This window comes from Streptomyces sp. NPDC026589, assembly GCF_040638385.1.
GTDB lineage: Bacteria > Actinomycetota > Actinomycetes > Streptomycetales > Streptomycetaceae > Streptomyces.
In genome coordinates, this window is sequence record NZ_JBEZYG010000016.1 from 103,070 (window position 1) to 124,920 (window position 21,851).

The 21,851-nt window shown below is 72.4% G+C and carries 16 protein-coding genes; 4 read left to right on the plus strand and 12 right to left on the minus strand.

Annotation, left to right across the window (positions count from 1 at the left end; translation table 11 throughout):
- Positions 1-26: 26 nt before the first annotated feature.
- Both AB0F29_RS26475 and AB0F29_RS26480 read right to left on the minus strand, forming a co-directional pair.
- Entirely contained in the window at positions 27-686 is a 660-nt protein-coding gene (locus tag AB0F29_RS26475) for an FMN reductase (RefSeq protein ID WP_361876616.1), read from the minus strand.
- Positions 687-691: 5 nt separating this feature from the next.
- Positions 692-1,783, minus strand: coding sequence for an LLM class flavin-dependent oxidoreductase (locus AB0F29_RS26480; RefSeq protein ID WP_361876619.1), 1,092 nt, complete (start codon positions 1,781-1,783; stop codon positions 692-694).
- A 410-nt stretch (positions 1,784-2,193) separates the two neighbouring features.
- On the opposite strand from AB0F29_RS26480, the gene trpS reads away from it, so the two are divergent.
- A complete protein-coding gene (gene trpS / locus AB0F29_RS26485) occupies positions 2,194-3,264 on the plus strand; it encodes a tryptophan--tRNA ligase (protein WP_361876622.1) in 1,071 nt (356 codons plus the stop codon).
- A 128-nt stretch (positions 3,265-3,392) separates the two neighbouring features.
- Here the strand turns inward: trpS and AB0F29_RS26490 are convergent, their stop codons facing one another.
- The 4 genes from AB0F29_RS26490 to AB0F29_RS26505 all read right to left on the minus strand — a co-directional run bounded on the left by AB0F29_RS26490 (position 3,393) and on the right by AB0F29_RS26505 (position 14,228).
- Positions 3,393-5,420, minus strand: coding sequence for an NAD-binding protein (locus AB0F29_RS26490; protein WP_361876625.1), 2,028 nt, complete (start codon positions 5,418-5,420; stop codon positions 3,393-3,395).
- Between the two features lie 30 nt (positions 5,421-5,450).
- Positions 5,451-10,691, minus strand: coding sequence for a DNA repair ATPase (locus AB0F29_RS26495; protein ID WP_361876628.1), 5,241 nt, complete (start codon positions 10,689-10,691; stop codon positions 5,451-5,453).
- A gap of 522 nt (positions 10,692-11,213) precedes the next feature.
- Positions 11,214-13,355 (minus strand): flotillin family protein, encoded by a 2,142-nt coding sequence (locus AB0F29_RS26500; protein ID WP_361876631.1) that lies wholly within the window; start codon positions 13,353-13,355, stop codon positions 11,214-11,216.
- Between the two features lie 186 nt (positions 13,356-13,541).
- Positions 13,542-14,228, minus strand: a complete 687-nt coding sequence (locus AB0F29_RS26505; RefSeq protein ID WP_361876906.1) for a hypothetical protein — start codon at positions 14,226-14,228, stop codon at positions 13,542-13,544.
- A gap of 377 nt (positions 14,229-14,605) precedes the next feature.
- Between AB0F29_RS26505 and AB0F29_RS26510 the strand changes: the two genes are divergently transcribed.
- Positions 14,606-15,679: a helix-turn-helix domain-containing protein gene (locus AB0F29_RS26510; RefSeq protein WP_361876634.1), complete on the plus strand. Its 1,074-nt coding sequence runs from the start codon at positions 14,606-14,608 to the stop codon at positions 15,677-15,679.
- A gap of 148 nt (positions 15,680-15,827) precedes the next feature.
- Here the strand turns inward: AB0F29_RS26510 and AB0F29_RS26515 are convergent, their stop codons facing one another.
- The 6 genes from AB0F29_RS26515 to AB0F29_RS26540 all read right to left on the minus strand — a co-directional run bounded on the left by AB0F29_RS26515 (position 15,828) and on the right by AB0F29_RS26540 (position 20,198).
- Entirely contained in the window at positions 15,828-16,283 is a 456-nt protein-coding gene (locus AB0F29_RS26515; RefSeq protein ID WP_018957199.1) for a TerB family tellurite resistance protein, read from the minus strand.
- Between the two features lie 219 nt (positions 16,284-16,502).
- Positions 16,503-17,807: a cation:proton antiporter gene (locus tag AB0F29_RS26520; RefSeq protein ID WP_361876637.1), complete on the minus strand. Its 1,305-nt coding sequence runs from the start codon at positions 17,805-17,807 to the stop codon at positions 16,503-16,505.
- Positions 17,808-17,809: 2 nt separating this feature from the next.
- Positions 17,810-18,280 carry a TrkA C-terminal domain-containing protein gene (locus AB0F29_RS26525; protein ID WP_026290397.1) on the minus strand — a complete coding sequence of 157 codons (471 nt, stop codon included), beginning with the start codon at positions 18,278-18,280 and terminating at the stop codon, positions 17,810-17,812.
- A 218-nt stretch (positions 18,281-18,498) separates the two neighbouring features.
- Positions 18,499-18,831, minus strand: coding sequence for a transcriptional regulator (locus AB0F29_RS26530; RefSeq protein WP_361876909.1), 333 nt, complete (start codon positions 18,829-18,831; stop codon positions 18,499-18,501).
- Positions 18,832-18,962: 131 nt separating this feature from the next.
- Positions 18,963-19,517 (minus strand): hypothetical protein, encoded by a 555-nt coding sequence (locus AB0F29_RS26535; protein WP_361876641.1) that lies wholly within the window; start codon positions 19,515-19,517, stop codon positions 18,963-18,965.
- Positions 19,518-19,643: 126 nt separating this feature from the next.
- On the minus strand, positions 19,644-20,198 hold the full coding sequence (locus AB0F29_RS26540) for a flavoprotein (protein ID WP_361876644.1): 555 nt from the start codon (positions 20,196-20,198) through the stop codon (positions 19,644-19,646).
- Positions 20,199-20,362: 164 nt separating this feature from the next.
- Between AB0F29_RS26540 and AB0F29_RS26545 the strand changes: the two genes are divergently transcribed.
- Together AB0F29_RS26545 and AB0F29_RS26550 are read left to right on the plus strand one after the other, a co-directional pair.
- Positions 20,363-21,007 carry a dihydrofolate reductase family protein gene (locus AB0F29_RS26545; protein WP_361876647.1) on the plus strand — a complete coding sequence of 215 codons (645 nt, stop codon included), beginning with the start codon at positions 20,363-20,365 and terminating at the stop codon, positions 21,005-21,007.
- Between the two features lie 183 nt (positions 21,008-21,190).
- Entirely contained in the window at positions 21,191-21,730 is a 540-nt protein-coding gene (locus AB0F29_RS26550; RefSeq protein WP_361876650.1) for a hypothetical protein, read from the plus strand.
- Positions 21,731-21,851 lie beyond the last annotated feature (121 nt).

Genomic DNA, 21,851 nt, shown 5'->3' on the forward strand with positions numbered 1-21,851 from the left:
CACGGCATCGGTCCAGCCGCACGGCATCAGTCCAGCCGCAGGTCCGCGAGCTGCTGCTCGAACGGGACGACCGCGTCCTCCCCGTCGTCCAGGCCCGGGGCCCGCGAGGCGCCGGAGACCGTACGGCCCAGGACCGCGGAGGCCAGCTCGCCGCCGGCGCGCCGGATCCGGGACGGCAGGCCCTCGGTGTACTCGTCGCCCGAGGAGCCCCAGTCCTCCGAGGCCGCGTAGACGGAGGTGGGCACGGTGACGGCCCGCAGGTAGGCGAAGAGCGGGCGCAGCGCGTGCTCCAGGACCAGCGAGTGCCGGGCCGTTCCGCCCGTCGCGGCGATCACCACGGGCTTGCCGGTCAGCGCGGTGTTGTCGATCAGGTCGAAGAACGACTTGAACAGACCGCTGTACGAGGCGGTGAACACCGGCGTCACGGCGATCAGCCCGTCGGCCTCCGTCACCGTGTCGATCGCTTCCCGCAGCGTGGCCGAGGGGAAGCCGCTGAGCAGGTGGTGGGCGATGTCCACGGCGAGGTCGCGGACCTCGATGACCCGGACCTCGACGTTCCGGTCCTGCTCGGCCGCGAGGCGCTCGCGGGCGGCGGCGGCCAGCCGGTCGGCCAGCAGCCGGGTGGAGGACGGCTGGCTGAGCCCGGCCGAGACGGCGACGATGCGCAGGGGGGTGGTGGCGAACATCGGGGTCAGGCCTCCTTTCCAGAGGCTCGGGCGGCGGCGACCGCCGGGTGGACGGGCGCGGACTCCGGCACTCCGGCCGGCCGCAGGTTGGCGAACTCCTTGCGCAGCACCGGCACGACCTCCTCGCCGAGGATGTCGAGCTGCTCCAGGACCGTCTTCAGCGGGAGCCCCGCGTGGTCCATCAGGAACAGCTGGCGCTGGTAGTCGCCGACCGCGTCCCGGAACCCCAGCGTCCGCTCGATGACCTCCTGCGGGGAGCCCACGGTCAGCGGGGTCTCGCGGGTGAAGTCCTCCAGGGACGGGCCGTGGCCGTAGACCGGCGCGTTGTCGAAGTACGGGCGGAACTCCCGTACCGCGTCCTGCGAGTTCTTGCGCATGAACACCTGGCCGCCGAGTCCGACGATCGCCTGGTCGGCGGTGCCGTGCCCGTAGTGGGCGTAGCGGCGCCGGTAGAGGTCGACCATCTTCCTCGTGTGCTCCATGGGCCAGAAGATGTTGTTGTGGAAGAAGCCGTCGCCGTAGTACGCGGCCTGCTCGGCGATCTCGGGGGAGCGGATGGAGCCGTGCCAGACGAACGGCGGGACGCCGTCCAGCGGGCGCGGGGTGGCGGTGAAGGACTGGAGCGGCGTACGGAACTTGCCCTCCCAGTCCACGACGTCCTCGCGCCACAGCTTGTGCAGCAGGGCGTAGTTCTCGATCGCCATCGGGACGCCCTGGCGGATGTCCTTGCCGAACCAGGGGTAGACCGGCCCGGTGTTGCCCCGGCCCATCATCAGGTCGACGCGGCCGTCCGCGAGGTGCTGGAGGGTGGCGTAGTCCTCGGCGATCTTCACCGGGTCGTTGGTGGTGATCAGCGTGGTGGACGTGGACAGGATCAGGTTCTCGGTGCGGGCGGCGATGTAGCCGAGGGTGGTCGTCGGAGAGGACGGGACGAACGGCGGGTTGTGGTGCTCGCCGGTCGCGAAGACGTCCAGGCCGACCTCCTCGGCCTTCTGCGCGATGGCCAGGGTCGCCTTGATCCGCTCGTTCTCGGTGGGGGTCCGGCCGGTGGTCGGGTCGGTCGTGACGTCCCCGACGGTGAAGATCCCGAACTGCATGGCGTCCGCCTTCCTGAGTGCCGGCCGTGGTCCCGAAGCTCCGTTTCGAAGCTCCGTTCCGAAGCTCCGTTCCGAAGCGATGTTCGAAGTCCTGGCCGATTTGGTTGAACGTTGAACTACACCCTATAACGGGACCCCCCTCCTGCCTATTCCTGCCTGTTTCCCTGCGGCCCGGCGCCCTGTGGCCGCTACACTCGGCCCATGACCTCCGTCCTGTGCCGAAACTGGTGGCGCTCCTCTTAGGAGCGGCCACCGCATCTGCACGGAACCAGGGCCGTTCGACATGGACGGCCCTTTTCGCTGCCCCCGTAAAGCGTTCTCGCACGGCGCGGACACGGAGACGGAGCGCAGCGGTGCTCGTCGGCGGGGCCGTCCCTCACGTATCACTCACGCGAGGAGAGACACCCACCATGACCACGACCACCGCCGAGCTCCACAGCACCGAGCCCCACAGCGCCGACGTCCACACCGCCGAGCTGGAGCGCCGCATCGCCCAGGACCCCGGCAGCTTCCGGGTCCTCACCGGGGATCGCCCCACCGGCCCTCTCCACCTCGGCCACTACTTCGGCTCCCTGCTCAACCGGGTCCGCCTCCAGAACCTCGGCGTGGACGTCATGGTCCTCATCCCCGACTACCAGGTGATCACCGACCGGGACACGGCCGAGCGGCTGGGGGAGTACACCGACGGGCTGCTCCTGGACTACCTGGCCCTCGGTATCGACCCCGCCCGGTCCACCGTCTTCTGCCACAGCGCCGTCCCCGCGCTCAACCAGCTCATGCTGCCCTTCCTCAGCCTCGTCTCCGTCGCGGAGCTGAACCGCAACCCCACGGTCAAGGACGAGATCACGCACTCACGGCAGTCCACGGTCAGCGGGCTGATGCTCACCTACCCGGTCCACCAGGCCGCCGACATCCTGTCCTGCAAGGGAAACCTGGTTCCGGTCGGCCGGGACCAGGCGCCCCACCTGGAAGTCACCCGGACGATCGCCCGCCGCTTCAACGAGCGGTACGGCGCCGTCTTCCAGGAGCCGGACATCATGCTCTCCGCCGCGCCCCTGCTGCTCGGCACGGACGGCACGAAGATGAGCAAGAGCCGGGCCAACTCCGTACCGCTCGGCGCCACCGCCGACGAGACGGCCCGCCTCATCAAGGGCGCGACCACGGACGCCGACCGGCACATCACCTACGACCCCGACGCCCGCCCCAACGTCTCGTCCCTGGTGCTGCTGGCCGCCCTCTGCCTGGAGCGGGACCCGCACGAGGTCGCGGCGGGAATCGGCGACGGCGGGGCCGCCGCTCTCAAGCGGACGGTGACCGACGCGGTCAACAGCCACCTGGCCCCCTTCCGGGCCCGGCGGGCGGAGTACGCGAAGGACCTGACGTACGTACGGTCGGTGCTCCGCGCGGGCAACGAGCGGGCGAACGCACTGGCGGAGGCCACGCTGGACGAGGTACGGGAGGCGATGGGCGCGTTCCGGTAGCGGGTGCGGGTACCGGTGCCGGGTGCCGGTAGCCGGTAGCCGGTGCCAGGTTTCCTCAGCCGGGTGCCGTCGGGCCCCTGCTGGCTCGGGCCCCCTGCCGGTCCGGCGCCCCCTGCCGCCCCGGCCCCCTACCGTCTCGGCGCCACCGGCCGCTGCCGCCGCAGCAGCTCCGCGAGCCCCCGGCGGGTGGCGGCGATCACCACCCGGTCCGTGGCGCGCAGGACGTAGCCGGGGTGCAGGTCCCAGACCAGTCCGGACGGCGGCGGCTCCGCGTCGCCGTCCGGGTCGTACGGGGGGATCGCGGCGAGGTCCGGGGTCCGGTCGGCCGGCGGGGTGGCGTCGATGGCCAGGACCCGCCAGGCGCCCGCGCGGAAGGCCTGCTCGACCGTGTGGCCCGCCAGCTGCGGGTGCCCCGCCACCTCCAGGGCCGCGAACAGCATGACCTTGCGCTCGACCGGTATCGCGCCGAGGATCTGGCGGCCCATCATGGCGCCGGCGAAGGCCGGGGCGGCCAGGTGGGAGACGGAGCGGGAGCGGGTCAGGGCCCCGGGGTGCGCGGTGCGCAGGGTGCGGTAGACGGCGGTGGCGAACTCGTCGTCGTACAGCCGCAGCGCGACCCTGAGTTCCGGCTTCACCGAGCGGGCGTACAGCGCCGCTTCCAGGTTCGTGGTATCGATGCTGGTGAGGGCGAGCAGGGCGCGGGCACGGCGGATCTTGGCCGCCTCCAGGACGCCTTCCTGAGTGACGTCGCCGATGACGGTCGGCACGTGCAAGGAGCGCGCCAGCGGGATGCCGCGCGCGTCGGGGTCCTCCTCGACGACGACCACGGGGACGTCGAGTTCGCGGAGCTGTACGAGGACGCGCGTGCCGATCTTGCCGAGCCCCAGCAGCACCACGTGCCCCGACAGACCGCGCGGTGGGCGGCGCAGCGAGGAGGCGGTGCGCAGGGTGCCGAACGCCTCCAGTACGGCGGCGACCAGCAGGGGGAGCAGGAGGAGGCCGGCGACGCCGGAGAGGAGCTGGATGATCTGCCGGGCGTCCCTTTCGCCCTCGGCCGGGTCGCCCATCGCCAGCAGGTCGAGCAGGGTCAGGTGGGTGGAGTGCACCACGCTGTCCTCGGTGGTCACGACCGAGGCGACCACCAGGGCGACCACGGAGGCCGCGACACCGAGGGCCGACCAGCGCAGCCTGCGGGAGAAGACCTGCGAAAGCGGGGCGCCCCTGCCGCCCATCCGGGTGGCCGGACGGGCCGGGTCGGCCCGGCTGACCGCTTCGAGGACCACCGTGCCCCGGCCGGTCGCGGCGGCGACGGCGCTCTCGTCGGGCAGCAGTTGCGGGGCTTCGTCGCCGCTGCTGTCCGAACCCTCCGCGCCCGCCGGGTCGTTGGTGGTGGAGGAGAGCAGGGCAAGGGTGCACAGGCCGGGGTCGGCCGTCTCGCCGGGGCGCGGCGGCGGGCGTTCGGCGGCGCGCAGGAGCAGCCCCTCGGCCTGGATGATCTTGCTGCTGCCGGTGAGGGCGGTGGCGGCGAGGGCCGGGGCGGCGGTGTCGGCGTCGGACAGGACGGTGGTGGAGGCGTCCAGCAGCGCCGGGTCGATGCCGGGCATGGCGACGGCCGCCGCCTGGTCGAGCAGCTCCTCCAGGTGGAGCCCGAGCTTGCGGTTGTAGAGCCGGATCACCAGCCGCAGACGGGGGTTGAGGCGGCGGGCGGTCAGGGCGGCGCGGATGTTGCGCTCGTCGTCGTCGTAGACGAGCGCGAGGGCGGCGGCCCGGTCGACGCCCGCCTCCTCCAGTACGTCGTCGGACGGTTCGGGGGCCTCCATGATGCGGACGGCCTCGACCCCGGCGTTGGTGTCGCCGCCGGCGTTCCCGGCCGTCCCGCTGCCGTCGCCGGCCGTCCCGTTGCCGTTGCCCGCGCGGTTCATCGCCGCCGACATCCGGCCGAACAGGGCTGCCGCGCGGCCCCGTTGGGTCAACGGCGTCTCCGGGCTGTTCGCGTCCCGGCCCGGGGGCAGGAGCAGGGTGACCCTCTCCCCGTAGACGTAGCGCAGCTCCACGGCGAGGCGGCGCGCCAGGGCGTCGTCACCGCAGACGATCATGTGGCCGGCCGACGGCGGGCGTCCCGGCTGCTGAGGAAGTGGAGGCACGAAACCCAGCATGCCGTGATCCTTCCGGCTCGGTCTTCCCGTTCAGTGTGGAGTGTTGGCGATCTTCGCATGGTGGTTCGGAACCGCCCGGTCGTTGAGCGCGCCCGACGGGCCCTGGGGGCGGCCCGACGGGCCCTGGTGTTCGCCTGCTTGGCCCTGGGGTCCGCCCGCTTGGCCCCGAGGGCCGCCCGCAGGACGCTGCGGTCCACCCACCGCACCCTGCGGCCCGCCCGCCAGCAGGTGGCGGGGGTCCGCCGCGCACTGGATCGCCGTCTCGACCGCCGCGATCCGGTCCGCGAGCAGCCCGAGCGCGGCCACCGCCCTCGTCATGGGGTCGCCGTCCGGGCCGCCGAGCGCCTGCGTGCGGACATAGGAAGCGGTGATCGCCGCCCACCGCTCGGCCTGTTCGGGGGTGAGCGTCCCGCGCAGGGCGGCCAGCTTGAGGAGGTTCGCCTCGGCCCCCGTGGTGAGCGTCTGGGCCTCGCCGGCGTAGTGGTCGTCGACGACGGCGGACAGCTCGTCGTCGTTCATGACGGGCACGATCCGCTCGGCGATCTTGTTCATGTTGCGGTAGGAGCCCTGGAGCCGGAACGGGGGCTCGGTGCGCGTGGCGTCCGTCCGCGCGGCCGAGGCGATGTACGCCGCGTTCACCGCGAGCACGGTGTCCCGGGCGGTGAGCAGGTGGCGCAGCACGGCCAGGATGGGGCCCAACTCGGCAGCACTGTAAGCGTGTTCCAGGTGCTCGGCACGGGCGGCCGGGTCGCTGCCGCCCGCCAGGCGTACCAGCAGCGCCAGGTCGTCCCGGGACCGGGCGGCCAGCGGGGCGAGGACCGGGTTGGCGGTCAGGGCGTTCTCCACGAAGCTCAGCGCGAAGACGTCGTCCCGGCCGCTGAGGACCTCGCCGAGGTTCCAGACGTCGGCCCGGTTGGCGAGCATGTCGGGGATCCGGAACCGCTCGCCGGACTCGGTGTACGGGTTGCCCGCCATGCACACCGCGAACCGCTTGCCGCGCAGGTCGTAGCTGCGCGGCTCGCCGTCCCGCACGCCCTCGACACGGCGCGTGGCATCGCACAACGGAATGAACTTCTGGAGCAGTTCGGGCGAGGTGTGCTGGATGTCGTCGAGGTGGAGCAGGGTGTTGTTGCCCGCCTCCAGCGCGAAGTTGATCTTCTCGATCTCCTGCCGGGCGGTGGCGCTCGGGGCCCGGTCCGGGTCGAGCGAGGTCACGTCGTGGCCCAGGTTCGGCCCGCTGATCTTGACGAGCACCATGCCTAGCCGGTCCGCGACGTACTCCATCAGCGTCGTCTTGCCGTAGCCGGGCGGCGAGACGAGCAGCAGCAGCCCCTGCGAGTCGGTGCGCCGGTCGGCATCGGCGGTGCCGAGCTGCTTGGCCAGGCTGTCGCCGATCAGCGGCAGATACACCTCGTCGAGCAGCCGGTTGCGGACGAACGCCGACATCACGCGCGGCCGGTGGTCGTCCAGCCGCAGCCGCCCGCGCTCCGCAGTCACCAGCGAGGTCCGCAGCCGCTGGTAGGCGCGGAAGCCGGGCACGGTGTGCGCGCGGAACTCGGCGGTACGAGCGAGGAGTTCGTCGATACGTACGGTGAGGGACCCGCCGCCCGAGATGCGCGGGTGGTCGCCGAGGAGGCCCTCCAGCCGCTCGGTGAGCGGGGCGTCGCACGCGTACCGCTCCAGCTCCGGGCAGAGCTCCACCGCCACCGCCTCCGCCAGGTCCCCGTCGTCGAGGCCGGCTCCGCCGCGCGCCCCCGCCGTCTCGGCGTACGGGGCGAGCCAGCCCTCCACGAGCTGCCGGCGGGCGGCCAGGTCGTCGCCCAGGGCCGCCAGGTCCTCGGTGTACGCGTCGGGGCCGACCGCCCGGTGGAAGGCCTCCAGGAAGGCGCGTACCGAGGAGCCCACGACGAATCCGGCGGGCCGGGTGGTCAGCTCCTCGAAGAGGTACGCGGCGACGGCGTGACCCGGCGCGGCCGGGGACGCGGAGCTGACCGCCGCCGCCCACTCCTCCTGGAGCACGGCGATGGCCGGGGCCAGTCCGAAGGTGTCGCGGGCGCGCGCCAGGGAGACCGCACGCCTGGTCCAGGACGTGCGCAGCGCTTCATCGGAGCCGTACGCCCAGAAGAGCTGGGCCGCCGCGCGGACGGCGGGCCCGTGGCGCAGCAGCCCCGCGTCCGCGTGCAGACGCAGCAGGGCGGCCAGGATCGCGGTGGCGTCCTCGTCGTGGACACCCCGCGTGTACCCCTCGTCGTACGCCTCGGCGGCCGACGCCCGCACCAGCCGAGCCAGTTCGGCATCGTCGAGGGCGGCGAGATGCCGGGCCCCGTGCTCGTCGAGGAGGCGGGCGGCGAGGTGCTCGGCGCGGTAGACGGAGGCGTTCTCGGAGGGGAGCAGCTGCTCCCAGTACGGCCGGGCTGCCGCGAACGCCGGGTCGGTGACCGGGGCCCGGTAGTCCGTCCCGGTCAGCGCGAAGGCGAGGCCCTGCCCCTGCCCCTGCCCCTGCCCCTGCCCCTGACCGTTCCGGTCCCCTGCCGGCACGAGCGTCAGGTCGAACGGCTGGGTGTTCACGGCGAACCGGTGGCGGCCCAGCCTGATCACGGACCCGCCGTCCGCGTACAGCTCGGTACGGTCGCGCAGGGCGCGGCCTGCCTCCTGGCGGGCCGCCTTCAGCCGGCCGTCCAGCTCCTCCGCCCTTACGGGATCGCCCAGTTCGCGCAGTTCGTCGGCGGTCCGGCGGATCTTGGCGACCATCGGATCGGAGGCGAAGTAGGTGTGGACGGCGTCGAGATCCTCCAGCGAGGCCACCCGCCGGGCGATGGTCTCCAGCACCCGGCCCGCGGACCCGGCCAGCCGCTCCGCGCGGCGCGCCCGCTCGTCCTGGAGCGTCTGCTTGCGCGCCGAGAACGCCTCGTACACCTCGGTGCGGCGCTCGGCCAGCTCGGCGAGGAAGTCGTCGAACTCCGCGAACCGCGACTCCAGGTTCTCCAATTGGAGCAGTAGCCGGGCCAGTTGGTCGTCGCACGTCTCCGGGGTACGGGCGGCGGCCAGCGCCCCCGTGACGGCCTGCCCGAGCAGCGCGAACTCGGCGGCGAACTCGGCCCGCCCCTCCTTCGACAGCAGCTCACGGCGGCGCGCGTCGAGCGTGGCGCGGGCCCGGTTCGCGCCGCCCAGCACCTCCGCGATCCGCTCCAGGATCGACGTACGCACGGTGGCGTCGCCGATGTCGAGACCGGCTACGACGTCCGTGACGGTGGCCAGCCCCTCCGTCATCGCGGACAGCCGGTCGGTCACGGCGGACGCGTCCCGGACGGTCTCCAGCGCTCCCGCGTCGGCCACGAGCCCCGCGATGTCCGCGTGATACCCGTCGAACGCGTCCTCGCGGGCCAGGAACGACACGGCCCTCTGGGCGGCCGAGGCGATGTCGCCCTCGGTCCTGTCCGACAGCTCCGCGACGCGCTCGACGTCGGCGTACCGCATGTCGCCGACCGTCGACAAGTGGCCGTGTGCCCGGCGGAGTTCGGTCAGCCGCTCGACCCAGGCGGACGCCGACCCGGGAACCTCTCCGCGCACCCGGCGCACCAGCGCGGTGATGCGGGCGGCGGTCTCCTCCAGCGCGTCGGCCGCCCGCCGGGTCAGCTCCTGCACGGCGGTGAACTCGGCCAGCACCTGCCGCGCGGTGGCCCCCAGCTCGCGCAACGGCTCGTCGAGCGCGCCCAGCTCGGGGTCGGACAGCCAGTGGTAGCGGTCCTGGGCACGGGCGCAGTCGGCGGCGAGCTGCCCGTAGACGGCGGTCGTCGGCGTCATGTCCCGTACGCCGTGGGCGAGGGCGAGACAGTCGGAGATACCGCGTACCAGGTCGGCGTTGCCGGTCCGGGCGAGCGGGCCGGTCCCGGCGGGGCGGCCGGCGGCGTAGGTGTCGGAGACGTACGGGGTCTCCCAGCGCTGCAAGGGGTGCACGCGCGCGGGGCCGTCCGGGGCGTCCCGGAGCAGGATCAGCGTCCCGTCGTCCAGCAGGGCGTGCCCCCGTCCGGTGAGCGGGGTGGCGACCTCCTGACGGATCAGGTTGTAGGGGAGCAGGAGGCTGCGGAGCCCGTCGCGGGAGCGGAAGACGTAGAGCACGTCCTCGCCGTTGGGCGAGCGGACCGCGCCCTCGAAGACCGGCTCGGTCAGCTCCTCGGCGGTGTCGAAGGTCTTCGCGGTGCCGGTGGTGAGGTAGTAGCCGCCGGGGAAGATGATGCCCTGGTCCTCGGGGAGCCGGTGGCAGGACGGGCCGATGCCGTCGAGCCGCTGGACGGTGGCGAGCAGCGAGTTGAAGACCAGGTGCCGCCAGGCGTCCTCCTTGTACGGGCGGACGCGCAGCAGCACCAGCGGCCCGACCTCCGCGTACTCGACATCGGCGTCGGCCAGCGACTGCAACGGCTCGTCGACGGGTTCCTCGTAGATCCCGTCCGGGGATTCGGTGTCGTCGGTGACCTTGACGGTGAGGGTGCCGCCGAGCGTGTCGACGAAGAGCCCGCCGCCCTTGCCGACGGCGATGTGCGGATGGCGTCCGGGGACGTGGGCCTCGCGCCCCGCCACGGTCCACGCGAAGTCGTGGGAGGGCGGGAAGACGTGGTCGCGCTCGCCCTGGGCGTCGAGGAACGCCCCCGGCGACCCGTCCGGGCCCAGCGCCCAGCGCAGCACCCGGATGTCCTCGGCGTTCTCGCCGGTCCGGAAGACGGCGAGGAGCCTGCCGTCGACGCGGCGCAGCCGCAGCAGGCGGGCGTCGCGGAAGTAGCGGTGGAGGGAGGAGAACTCGCGCCGGAATCCGTCGTCGTCGAGGAGGGTGGGCCCCGCAGCGGGCCCCGCAGCGGACTCCGCAGCGGACTCCGCAGCGGACTCTGCTGCGGGCCCCGCAGTGGACTCCGCTGCCGGGGCGTCGTCGTCCGCCGGCGCGGAGTCCCGTACGAGGAGGACGTCCTCGACCTCGGCCTCGCCGCGCGCGCCCGGCCCGCGCTGGAAACCGAAGAGCAGGCGGCCGCCCACCACGACGAGGTCACGCGGCACGGAGGGCCGCTCGGTGCGCACCTGCTCGGTGGCCAGCAGCCGCAGGCCGGTCGAGCCGAACTCCTCGGTCCGTCGTACGTTGAGTGCCTCGGCCCGCCGCACCAGCTCGCCGGCCTGCGCCGAGAGCCGCCGCCGCAGCACCTCGTAGGCGCCGGCGTCCACGTCGCCTGCGGCGCTCGGGGTGTCCTGTGGCGCGGTGGCGGTGGCGGTGGTGTCGCTGTCCATGCGTACGGCTCCCTACGTAGTGCATCGTCTTCGCCCGGCCCGTCCGGTTCCACCTGGCCCGTCCGGCTTCTCCTGGCCCGTCCGGCTCCAGCCAGCTGGTCGTTCGTCTCCACCCGGTCGGTCCGGCTTCACCCAGCCTGTCCGGCGTTTGAGGACGGAACCCCGGGCCTGGTAGGCCCGCCTCCTGGCGTGCGGGGGCCGGCCCGAAATCCAGCCTGTCCGGCGCTTGAGGACGGAACCCTGGGCTTGGTGGACCGGTCCTCACGGGCAGGCCGGCGCCTGGTGCCGGCCCGCCCAGCGGGACGCGCACGTCGACCGCCGGCCCCCCGGTCCGAGGGTTCCGTCCTCAAGCGCCGGACGGGCTGAGAGTGGCCGCTCTCGTCCAGTCCTGGCCCCCCGGTCCTAGGGTTCCGTCCTCAAGCGCCGGACAGGCTGAGCGTGGCCGGGGGTTCGTCTTCAGGTGGCGGGTCGGGTGGGAGTGGCCGGGGGTTCGTCCTCAAGCGCCGGGCCGGGTGGAGCGCGCTACCCGAGCGCCCCGGCCCCCGCCCCGTTCCGGGACGCGGCGGTCGGAGTCGGCGGAACCACCGGCGTACCGTTCGTCAGCGACGACACCGGCAGATCCGCCAGCCCCAGCTCCTTCGCCGCCGCCAGCAACTGCTGCACCTGCCCGGACGCCGCCCCCGACGACCCCGGCCCCATCAGCCGCATCAGCAGCGCCGACACCGTCAGGTTCTGCACATCGCCCGTGGAGAACGAGCCCAGCACCCGGCTGATGTCGTCGGTGAAGGACGACGAACCGTTCAGCCACGGCCCCGCCAAGGCTTGCGCGGTCTGCGAGTTGTCGACGAACCCGTCCACCGCCTTGCCGAGCGAGATCGACGAGACGAGCCGGTCGAAGAAGACCGAGTCGCCGCCGACGATGTCGATGTCGGCGTTCTCCAGGCCCGTCGCCAGGATCGTCGCCTGTGCCTCGGCGACCTGCCGCTGCACGTCGAGACCGGCCAGCCGGATCTCCTTCTCCGCGTCGAGCCGCAGCCGGTACTCCTCGTGCCCGCGCGACGCCTCGTCCAGCGCCGCCATCGCGGCCGCCTTCTCCGTGAGCCCCGCGGCCTCCGCCTTCAGCTTCTCGCCGATGACCGCCGCGTCGGCGGTCGCCTGGGCCGCGGTGCCCTCCGCCGTGGCGAGCGCCTTGAGCCGCGAGCCCTCCGCCTCGGCCTTGAGCCGGGCCGCCGTCGCCCCGGCCTCCGCGAGACCGGCCTTCTCGGTGACGTTCGCCTCCGCGTCCGCCACCTGTACGGCGGCGAGCCCGGGAGCGGCCGTCTCGGCCTGGATGCCCTCGGCGAGCCGCAGCTTGGCCTGCGCGTCGAGGTCCGCGGTCTTGAGCCGGGCCTCGGCGAGCGTGAGCTGCTCGGCCGCCAGGTGGGTGGAGGCCGCTTCCGCCGCCTCGGCCGCCTTGATGTCCTTGACCAGCTTCTCCTGGGCCTCCGCCTCGGCCGCGATGATGACCGACCTGCGGGACCGCTCGGCGTCCTCGACGGCGCGCAGGGTGAGGATCGACTCCTCCTGCTCGGCGACCGTGCGGTCCACGGCGATCCGCTCCCGGATGACGTCGGCGACCTCGCGGCGCTCGGCCTCGACCTCCTTCATGGCGGCGATCCGGTTCAGCTCGGTCTCGCGCTCGCGCCCGATGACCTCCAGCATCCGGTCCTTCTCGATGCGCTCGCTCTCGACGGCGATGACGCGCTCGCGGTTCTTCTGCGCGACGGCGATCTCCCGCGCCTGGTTCTCGCGCTGGATGCCGAGCTGCTCCTCGGTCTTGATGAACGCGGTCTGCGAACCGAGCCGCTCCTCCTCCTGCACCCGGGCGGTGGCCGCCTCCTCGCGGGCCCGCAGGACCTCGACCTCGCGGCGCTGCTTGATCTCCGCCTCGGCCTGCCGGCGCTCCAGCTCCAGGATCGTCTCGCGGGCGTCGACGTCCTGCCGGGTGATCTCCTTCTGCTCGGTGCGCTGGAACTCGTTGGTCCGCACGTGCTCGATCGCGGTCAGCTCGGTGATCTTCCGGATGCCCTGGGCGTCCAGGATGTTGGCCCCGTCGAGCTGGGCCATCGGGGTCTGCTCAAGGAAGTCGATCGCGGCGTCGTCGAGGTGGTAGCCGTTCAGGTCGGTGCCGATGACCTGGATGATCCGGTCCCGGAACTCCTCGCGCTTGGTGTACAGGTCGACGAAGTCGAGCTGCTTGCCGACGGTCTTGAGTGCCTCGGAGAACTTCGCGGCGAAGAACTCCTGGATGGCGACCTTGTCGCTGGCCCGTGCCGTGCCGATGGACTGCGCGACCTTGATGACGTCCTCGACGGTCTTGTTGACCCGGACGAAGAAGGTGATCTGGATGTCGGCGCGGATGTTGTCCTGGCAGATCAGACCCTCGCGCCCGGCGCGGCGGATCTCGATCGTCTTCACCGAGATGTCCATCGTCTCGGCCTTGTGGAGCACGGGCAGGACGACGGCTCCGGTGAAGGTGACGTCGACCTTCTTGGTCTTGGAGATGATCAGCGCCTTGCCCTGCTCGACCTTGCGGAACAGCCGGGTGATGACGAAGGCGATGGCGATGACGATGAGCAGGACAACGGCGATGAGCACGCCGATGCCCCAGGAGATGGCATCCATTGAAGAGTCCTTGGCGGCTTGTCGGTATGGAAGAGGCACAAGCGAGGTACGCGAGGCAGAGGCGGCCTGCCCGCCACGGGGGAGGGCGGCCGGTGGGCGACGACGACGGTGGTGACCGGCGGGAGGCTTGAAGTCCCGGTGGCCGGGAGGCCCGGTGGCCAGGAGGTCCGGTGGCCCGTTTCCGGGTCAGCCGGCCGCCCCGCCCGGCAGCTCGTGCGGCCTGGTGTTCGGACCCGGATCGAGCGCCGCGTCGTAGGGCGAGACCCAGAAGAACTCGCCGTCCTCGTCGTACGCGTAGAGGAGTGCGGAGCCGCCCATGACGAGCGGTGCTTCGTCGGCGGCCGGCCCGGGGAGCCGGGAGGCGGACGGGAACGGTCCGGCCGTGCGGACCTGCACGATGGCCGTCGATCCGTCGTGCGACACGACCTCGGCCTGGCCGAACGTCGCGGTGACGGAGCCGGTGCGGACCGTGCAGACGCTCCCGACGAAGTCCAGCCGCGATGGCGGAGGTTCCGCCGGGAAGTACCGGCGGAAGCGGTGGACGAGGAGGCGGACGGCCGCCCAGGCGAGGAACAGCGAGCCGGCGAGTACGGCGACGGCGAGCACGGCGCGGGTGGTGCTGCCGGTGTCGCTCCGGTGCAGCAGGACCGTGCCGGTCACGCTGCCGAACCAGGCGAAGACGACCAGCAGGGAGACGGAGACGGAGACAGGGACGCCGCCGAGACCGGCCGGGCCGGTGTCGAGGTCCGCGTCGAAGGAGTCGTGGCCCGCGGCCCCGGCGAGCACCAGCAGCCAGAAGCAGACGACGACCACCAGTGCGGCGCCGAAGACGACGGCGGGGAATCCGAGTGTCGCGCTCAGGAACTCGCCGATCGGTCCCACCCCCTGCGGTTCTGCGCACGGGCCCTGAGGCGGTGCGCGTCCGTGTCATTCGGTACGGGGGCGGCGAGCGGTCGCTCGGCGGGCGGGTGACGGGGCCCGGCGCCGCGGCGTTGTCCGAGCCTGCCGCGGCGGCCGGGGCGCCCCCTCGGGACTCCTCCGGCCGGATCCGGGAGGGGCTTCCGTCCCCCCGTTTCCCCTGCTCCCCCGTGCTTCCCCCGTGTTGTTGCTGACCTGATCGTGTCATCCGGGACCGGCACAGTGCATTGCCGGAACCCGGCAATCTTTACGCTTCACTAATGCCGGGCACCGGCACCGCCCCGTGTGCGTTGGGGAAATGACAAGACTGTTGCAAGGCTGAAGGAGAGCGCGTGGCCGAGCTGAGGATTCCCGAGGAAATGCTGGGCAATTATGCCCACATTCTGGGCGAAGTCGCCCTCACCGGACGTCGCTTGACCCGTGACGAACTGGAAGCTCGTCGTGCGCTCGGCCGTGCTGCGGCGGACGCGGGACATCAGCTCCGCGCTCTGGTGACGATGCATCTGGCGCAGACCCGAGAGGCCTGGCCGCGTGGAGCTGCCGGAAACTCACCTGCCGCGACCGACGCCGTCCTGGCCGCCGTGGAGCAGGCGGTCGACGCGTTCGCCGAGGGCTTCGAGCGTGCCCAGCGGCTCACCGTGCGACGGGAGGAGGCGGCGCGCCGGGAGTTCATCGACGACCTGCTCTACGGGCGCAGCGATCTGGTGCGCCTCGCGGAGCGGGCGACCCGCTTCGGCCTGCGGCTTTCCCGGGCGCACGCGGTGGCGGTGGCGTCCGGCCCGGAGGCGTACACGGAGACGGACGCGGTGCCGCGCAGTGTGGAGGCGGCGCTGCTGGCGCGGTTCGGTGGCCGCAAGATCCTGCTGACGACGAAGGACGGCCGGATCGTCTGCATCGCACCGGGCAGTCAGCCCGACGTCCTGCGCTACTTCGCCAAGCAGGCGCACGCGGCGACGGACGGCGGCCAGGTCGCGGTGGGCCGCCCGCACAAGGGCCCCGGCGGGGTGGTCCACTCGTACGACGAGGCGCTCGAAGCCCTCGACCTGGCGGACCGGATGGGGATGGACGACCCCGTGCTGTACGCCGCGGACCTCATGGTCTACCCGGTGCTGACCCGGGACCGGCAGGCGATGGCCGATCTGGTGCGCAGCGAGCTGGGCCCGCTCCAGAAGGCGCGGGGCGGCGCGGAACCGCTGCTGAACACCCTGGCGGTCTACTTCGACGCGGGTTGTGTGGCCGCCGAGACCGCTCGCCGACTGGCGCTGAGCGTACGGGCGCTGACGTACCGCCTGGAGCGTATCCACCAGTTGACCGGGTCCGATCCCTCGGACCCGGTGCACCGTTACAGCCTGCAGACGGCGGTCATCGGGGCCCGACTGCTGGACTGGCCGGCCAAGGAGCTGTGACGGACGGCGTGCGGCCGCATACCGGGGGGACGGAAAACGTGGCCGGGGGTGCTCAGGGGGGTGACGCACCCCCGGCCTGCCGGTGGGGAGGGGACGTGGACCGGTGGTCTGCCGGCCCGCGCGACCGCACCGGCGGTCCTTGGGGGGCCTACAGGTCGAACTCGTGCGGCGGCAGGTCGAGCGCGAAGCACGCCTCCCGCACGACGGCCTGCTCGGACGGGTCGAAATCACCGTCGGCGCCGCCGATGACGATGCCGATCTGGACCACGGCACGGGCCTCGGTCGGCTTCTTCTTCGCCTTGGCGATCTCCTGGAGAACGCTGACCTTGCCGAACGCGAAGTCGGCGGTGAGCTGGTCGACGTAGCCGTTGAAACGGCGCTGGAGGTCGTCCGCGGGGAAGTTCCGCAGGACGTCGTTGGTCGAGATGAGTGTCGCGACGCGCTGACGCTCCGACGGGTCGATGGAACCGTCGGCGGCGGCGACGAGGGCGCACATGGCCATGCTCGCGTCCCGGAACGACCCCGACTTCAGGTCGTTCTTCTTCGCCTCCAGCTGCGTCTGCATCGACGACGCGGATTCCTTGATGCGATCCCACAGAGCCATGACGTCTCCCTACGTTGCGGTGCGAATCCGGAACCGATGCAACTCTACAGGCGTGTAGATGTCGACGATGGGGCGCGGGGTGCCTTCATCACGACCCCCCGGGCACGGCGAACCCCCCGGGCACGGCGAACCCCCCGGGCACGCCGAAGCCCCCGGACACGGTGCGGCGGGTGTCCGGGGGCTTCGGCGAGGGGTGCGAGCGGCAGGGCCGCGAGGCGGCTACTCGCGCGTCTCGCCCGCCGGTTCGGGGGTGAGGTCGTCGTGCGACGGCAGCCGGCGCTCGGGAGCGGACTTCGCGACGGGCTCCTTCTCCGCGCCGCTCGCGCCCTTGCTCTTCCCGCCGCCGACGCGGTCGGCGGCGCCGTCGCCGCCGCGACGGGCCGCGATCTTCGCCGCGAGGGGCTGCGTCCACCGGGCGGTGAGCGGGCCGACGATGACGAGGATCAGGACGTACGCGGTGGCGATGGGGCCGATGCGCGGCTCGGTGGCCACGGCCAGGCCGGCGATGACGATGGAGAACTCACCGCGCGCCACGAGGGTGCCGCCCGCCCGCCAGCGGCCGCGCGAGCCGATCCCGGCGCGCCGGGCCGCGTAGTAGCCGGTGGCGATCTTGGTGAAGATGGTGACGATGGCCAGCAGGGCCGCGGGCAGCAGCACCGGCGGGATGTCGGCCGGGTTCGTGGAGAGCCCGAAGAAGACGAAGAACACGGCGGCGAACAGGTCCCGCAGCGGGGTGAGCAGCTTGCGGGCGCCCTCGGCGACCTCGCCGGAGAGCGCGATGCCGACGAGGAACGCGCCGACGGCCGCGGACACCTGGAGCTGCTGGGCGACACCCGCGACGAGGACGGTGAGACCGAGGACGACCAGGAGCAGCATCTCCGGGTTGTCGGAGGAGACCGCGCGGCTGATCAGGCGGCCGTGGCGGAGCGCCAGGTAGAGGACGAACCCGACGGCGCCGAGCGCGATCACGAGCGCGAGGCTGCCGCCGGCCAGGCTGACCCCGGCGAGCATGGCGGTGAGCAGCGGCAGGTACACCGCCATCGCCAGGTCCTCCATGACGAGGACGCCGAGGATGACGGGTGTCTCGCGGTTGCCGAGCCGGCCGAGATCGGTCATGACCTTGGCGATCACCCCGGACGACGAGATCCAGGTGACACCGGCGAGCGCGACCGCGCCCACGGGGCCCCAGCCGAGGATCAGGGCCGCGACGGCGCCGGGCGTCGCGTTGAGCACGAAGTCCACGGCGCCGGACGGGTACTGGGTCTTGAGACTGGTGACCAGCTCGGACGCGCTGTACTCGAGCCCCAGCAGGAGAAGCAGCAGGATGACGCCGATCTCGGCGCCCACCATGGTGAACTCTTCGCTGGCCTTGAGCGGAATCAGCCCGCCGTGTCCGAACGCCAGCCCGGCGAGGAGGTAGAGCGGGATCGGGGAGAGGCCTATCCGCCCGGCGAACCGTCCCACGAGCCCCAGCCCGAGGATGACGGCTCCCAGCTCCACCAGCAACGCAGTCGTGTCATGCACGGTCAGCCCTCCGCAATGATGTCGGTGAGCGCGTCGACGCCCTCACGCGTACCGACGGCGACGAGTGTGTCCCCGATGGCCAGTCGAAAATCCGGTTCCGGCGACGGGTGCGCGCTGTGGGTGCGCAGCACCGCCACGATGGACGCCCCGGTCCGTGTCCGTGCCCGCGTCTCCCCCAGCAGCCGCCCGCCGTACGGGGAGCGGGACCCGAGCGGGATGTGCTCGGTGACGAGGTCGATGCCATCGGTCCGTACGGCGTCGATGGGCGCCGGATCGATGAGGTGCGCGAGCGCGGTGGCCTCGGACGTCGTCAGGGGGACGGAGAGTTGGCACGAATCAGGGTCGTCCTGTTCGTAGAACCCGATGAACCGGCGGCCGTCGTGGTGGACGACGACCGAAATGTGCTGGCCCGTCTCGGTCGTGAAGTCGTACTGAGCGCCCACTCCGGGCAGTGACGTGCGGCGGGTTCCCATGACTTCCTCCCGAGACGTGCGGCGGTGCGCGCACTTGGCGATCTCTTTATCCGGCCATGACCTTATCGGGCGGCGAAAATCCGCCGGGGGGCCGAGGCCGGAAACCGTGCGGGCAGATACGACGGGGTGATCCCACGATCCACCGCCGTGGCCGACCTCGCCGCGTGGCCGAAAATCGCCCTGGTCGTCCGGTTCGCGTACGCGGGAGGGGGTGGGGGCTACGTGCCGACCGAACCCGAGCCCGAGCCCGCCGCCCGGCGGGCGGTGTCCACAAGATCCTGGAGCGCCGCCAGGTGCCGGGCCAGCGCCTGCCGCCCGGCGGGGGTGAGGGACAGCCAGGTCCGGGGGCGCTTGCCGACGTGCCCCTTGCGCACGTGGAGGTAGCCCGCGGCCTCCAGCGCGGAGGCGTTCTTGCTGAGGACCGAGTCGGAGACCCGGCACCCGTCGCGTACGGCGGCGAACTCGGCCTCGTCGCAGGCGGAGAGGAAGGCGACGAGGGTCAGCCGGGTCGGATGGTGGATGACGCCGTCCAGTGCGGGGGCCTCGTCCAGCGCTGGGGCCTCGTCCTGTGCGGCCCTGTCGTCTCGCGGGGGGCTCTCGCCCGGGGCGGGTCTGTCGCCGAGGGCCGGACCGTCTCCGCGTACGGGACGGTCGCCCCGGCCGACCCGGTCGGCTCTGTCGCTCACGCGAGCGTCCGCAGGGCCCGCCGGACGGCGGCGTTACGGGCGAGGCAAGCGCCCCAGACGCCGATGCCCCATACGCTGAACACGCCGATCTGGGTGGCGGACTGGCTTACGCCGGCCGCCCAGCAGACGAGCCCCGCGATCGCTCCGGCCGCGAAGACGGCGGGCAGCACGACCCGGCTCCGCCGCAGGCGCTGGGGCCAGGACCGCGCCACCAGAACCCCGGCTCCTCGTCGGGCGGCCCGCGCGAGTGCGACGACGACGCCGAGCCCGAGCACCGACACGAGCAGCGCGATCACCGTCGCGACTCCGCCCCGCCCGTCGCTCCAGGCCCGCACCACGCTCGGCCCCACCAGGGCGACCGCGGCGGCCGGCCCGTACCAGGCAGGCGTCAGCCCCGCCCGGAGCCCGGCCCGCTCCTGCGCCAGCCGTACGTCGCTCAGCGCACCGGCCGCGTACTCGGCCGAGGCGTCGAGGTGCTCGCCCTCGTTCTCCGGCGACGGCGACGGTGACGGCGGCGAGGGCCTCGGCGAGGAGGGCGTGGACATGGACATACGGGGGACCTTTCGGGGGCGCGGGTGACCTGCGGGCGTTCATGATGACATCCACTTTCCACCAAGGAAAGTACTTTCTTCCGTGACGCAGCGCTCCCGCCGGGGCCGCCCGGCCGCAGCAGCCGCTCAGGTCCGCGCCGAGAGCACGGGCGCGAGCAGCTCCAGGGCGTCCTCCCAGGGGAAAGGGGCCGCCTCGCCGGACTTGGGCGTGTGCGGGGTGCGGGGGCTGACGAGGACGCCCATGCCGCGCAGCCTCCGCAGGCTCTCGACGTACGCGGGGTGCGCGGCGAGGGAGGAGTTCACGGCCGGGAGGACGGCGGTGGGGACGCCGAGCCCGTACGCCTCGCAGAGGATGCCGATGGCCAGGGTGTCCGAGATCCCGGCCGCCCATTTGTTGATCGTGTTGAACGTGGCGGGCGCGACGGCGATCGCGTCCGGGTCCGGCAGCGGGCGTGGATCTCCGGGGGAGCGCCAGGCGGAGCGGACCGGGTACCCGGTCCGCGCCTCGACGGCCGCCACGTCGAGGAACCCGAGCCCCTGTGGGGTGGCGATGACGCCCACCTCCCACCCGGCGTCCTGCGCGGCGGCGAGCAGCTGGTCGGCGTCACGGGCGACCCCGGCCGCGCAGACGACGACGTACAGGAACGGCTTGCGGGCCGGCCGGCCGGACTGATCGCTCATGAGGACTCCCCTGGATCGCTGATGCGCGTGCGGTGTGATGTGGTGAGGTGAGGTGACGCGAGGCGAGGCGACGTGAAGTGATCTCTGCCCTCCCCGACCGATGAGTTTCCCCTCTCCGCGTGGTCTCACCACCGTCGTTGACCGCACAGAAGCAGGAGAATCGCGTGACTCAGCTGCTGAAAGTCCAGAACTTCACCGTCTCCAGCGACGGCATCGCGGCCGGTGAGGACCAGACACTGGAGCGGCCGTTCGGTCACGTCGACCCCGAGCGGCTCTTCTCCTGGGCCGGGGCCACGGCGAGCTGGCCGAACCGCACGGACCCCGGCGGCAGTCGGGGCCTGGACGACTACCTCACCCGGGACTTCGCCCACAACGTCGGCGCCGAGATCATGGGTCGCAACAAGTTCGGCCCCCAGCGCGGACCTTGGGAGAACCACGAGTGGCAGGGCTGGTGGGGCGAGGAACCCCCGTTCCACACCCCGGTGTTCGTGATGACCCACCACGAGCGTCCGTCGCTCACGCTGTCGGACACCACGTTCCACTTCGTGGACGGAGACCCGGCATCGGTCCTCGACCGGGCGCGGGAAGCGGCGGGCGGCAAGGACGTCCGGCTCGGCGGCGGCGTCACCACGATCCGTGAGTTCCTCGACGCCGACCTGATCGACACCCTGCACGTGGCGGTCGCCCCGGTGAAACTGGGTACCGGCCTGCGCCTGTGGGACTCACCGGACGACCTGCGCGACCGCTACCACCTGGACGTCGTCCCGAGCCCGAGTGGCATGACACATCACCTGTTCTGGCGGAAGTGACGGCGAGGGGTGGCCGAATCCACGAAGTGCGGGGCGGGGCCGCCGGGGATCGTGGAGAGTCACTTGCGTAGTCGTCCGAGTGCGCAGAGGTACGGAGTGCACCCGGACACCGCGCGCTGCCCACCCGCAGTGCCCGGACACCGTGCGCTGCCCACCCGCAGCCCCCCGAAAAGGACTTCTGCCATGTCGCCCTTCGAACCTCGACACGCTCCCGCCGGCGATGTGGGCGCGGCGCTCATGCTGATCGACTCCCGGCTCAGGACTGTCCACTCGGGCAAGAGCGGGACCGACCCCGAACAGGAGCAGCTGATCCAGCAACTGCTCTCGTCACTCGGCCCGGAGGGCATCGACGACGTGCGGGACGGAACATGCACGCTCATCTACCTGTACATGAAGTGGCTCCGGGAGGCCCACGAGGCGCACGAGAAGGATGTCGTCGAATACGTGGTGCCGACTCTCGTCACCTCCCTGAAGATGCTGCCGAAGAGCGTCCCGCCCGAGGCCGTACCCACGATGGCGGGCCTGGCCATCGCGGCTGCCACCGGCCTGAGCCCCACCCTCTGGCGCAAGCAGTACGGCGACTGGACGGAAGCAGAACTGACCCCGCTGGAGGCGACGGCGTTCCTGCTCGCCGAACACATCAACCGCATGACGGGCGACCAGAACTTCGCGACCTGCATGATCACGGAGGCGCTGACGCAGGTGGAGTCGGGGGCGGAGTAGGAGGGGTGGGCGAGGAATGGCCGCTGCGGGGCCCTGGAGGAAGACAGCCCGGGCTTCGCAGCCCCGACCGTCGCGCATACCGACACCAGCCGGAGCGGCGGGCCGTCCACGACTCCGCCCG

Coding starts and splice junctions, on each gene's coding strand:
- AB0F29_RS26475 (WP_361876616.1), bottom strand. CDS start 686: ATGTTCGCCACCACCCCCCTGCGCATCGTCGCCGTCTCGGCCGGGCTC.
- AB0F29_RS26480 (WP_361876619.1), bottom strand. CDS start 1,783: ATGCAGTTCGGGATCTTCACCGTCGGGGACGTCACGACCGACCCGACC.
- trpS (WP_361876622.1), top strand. CDS start 2,194: ATGACCACGACCACCGCCGAGCTCCACAGCACCGAGCCCCACAGCGCC.
- AB0F29_RS26490 (WP_361876625.1), bottom strand. CDS start 5,420: ATGCTGGGTTTCGTGCCTCCACTTCCTCAGCAGCCGGGACGCCCGCCG.
- AB0F29_RS26495 (WP_361876628.1), bottom strand. CDS start 10,691: ATGGACAGCGACACCACCGCCACCGCCACCGCGCCACAGGACACCCCG.
- AB0F29_RS26500 (WP_361876631.1), bottom strand. CDS start 13,355: ATGGATGCCATCTCCTGGGGCATCGGCGTGCTCATCGCCGTTGTCCTG.
- AB0F29_RS26515 (WP_018957199.1), bottom strand. CDS start 16,283: ATGGCTCTGTGGGATCGCATCAAGGAATCCGCGTCGTCGATGCAGACG.
- AB0F29_RS26525 (WP_026290397.1), bottom strand. CDS start 18,280: ATGGGAACCCGCCGCACGTCACTGCCCGGAGTGGGCGCTCAGTACGAC.
- AB0F29_RS26535 (WP_361876641.1), bottom strand. CDS start 19,517: ATGTCCATGTCCACGCCCTCCTCGCCGAGGCCCTCGCCGCCGTCACCG.
- AB0F29_RS26540 (WP_361876644.1), bottom strand. CDS start 20,198: ATGAGCGATCAGTCCGGCCGGCCGGCCCGCAAGCCGTTCCTGTACGTC.
- AB0F29_RS26550 (WP_361876650.1), top strand. CDS start 21,191: ATGTCGCCCTTCGAACCTCGACACGCTCCCGCCGGCGATGTGGGCGCG.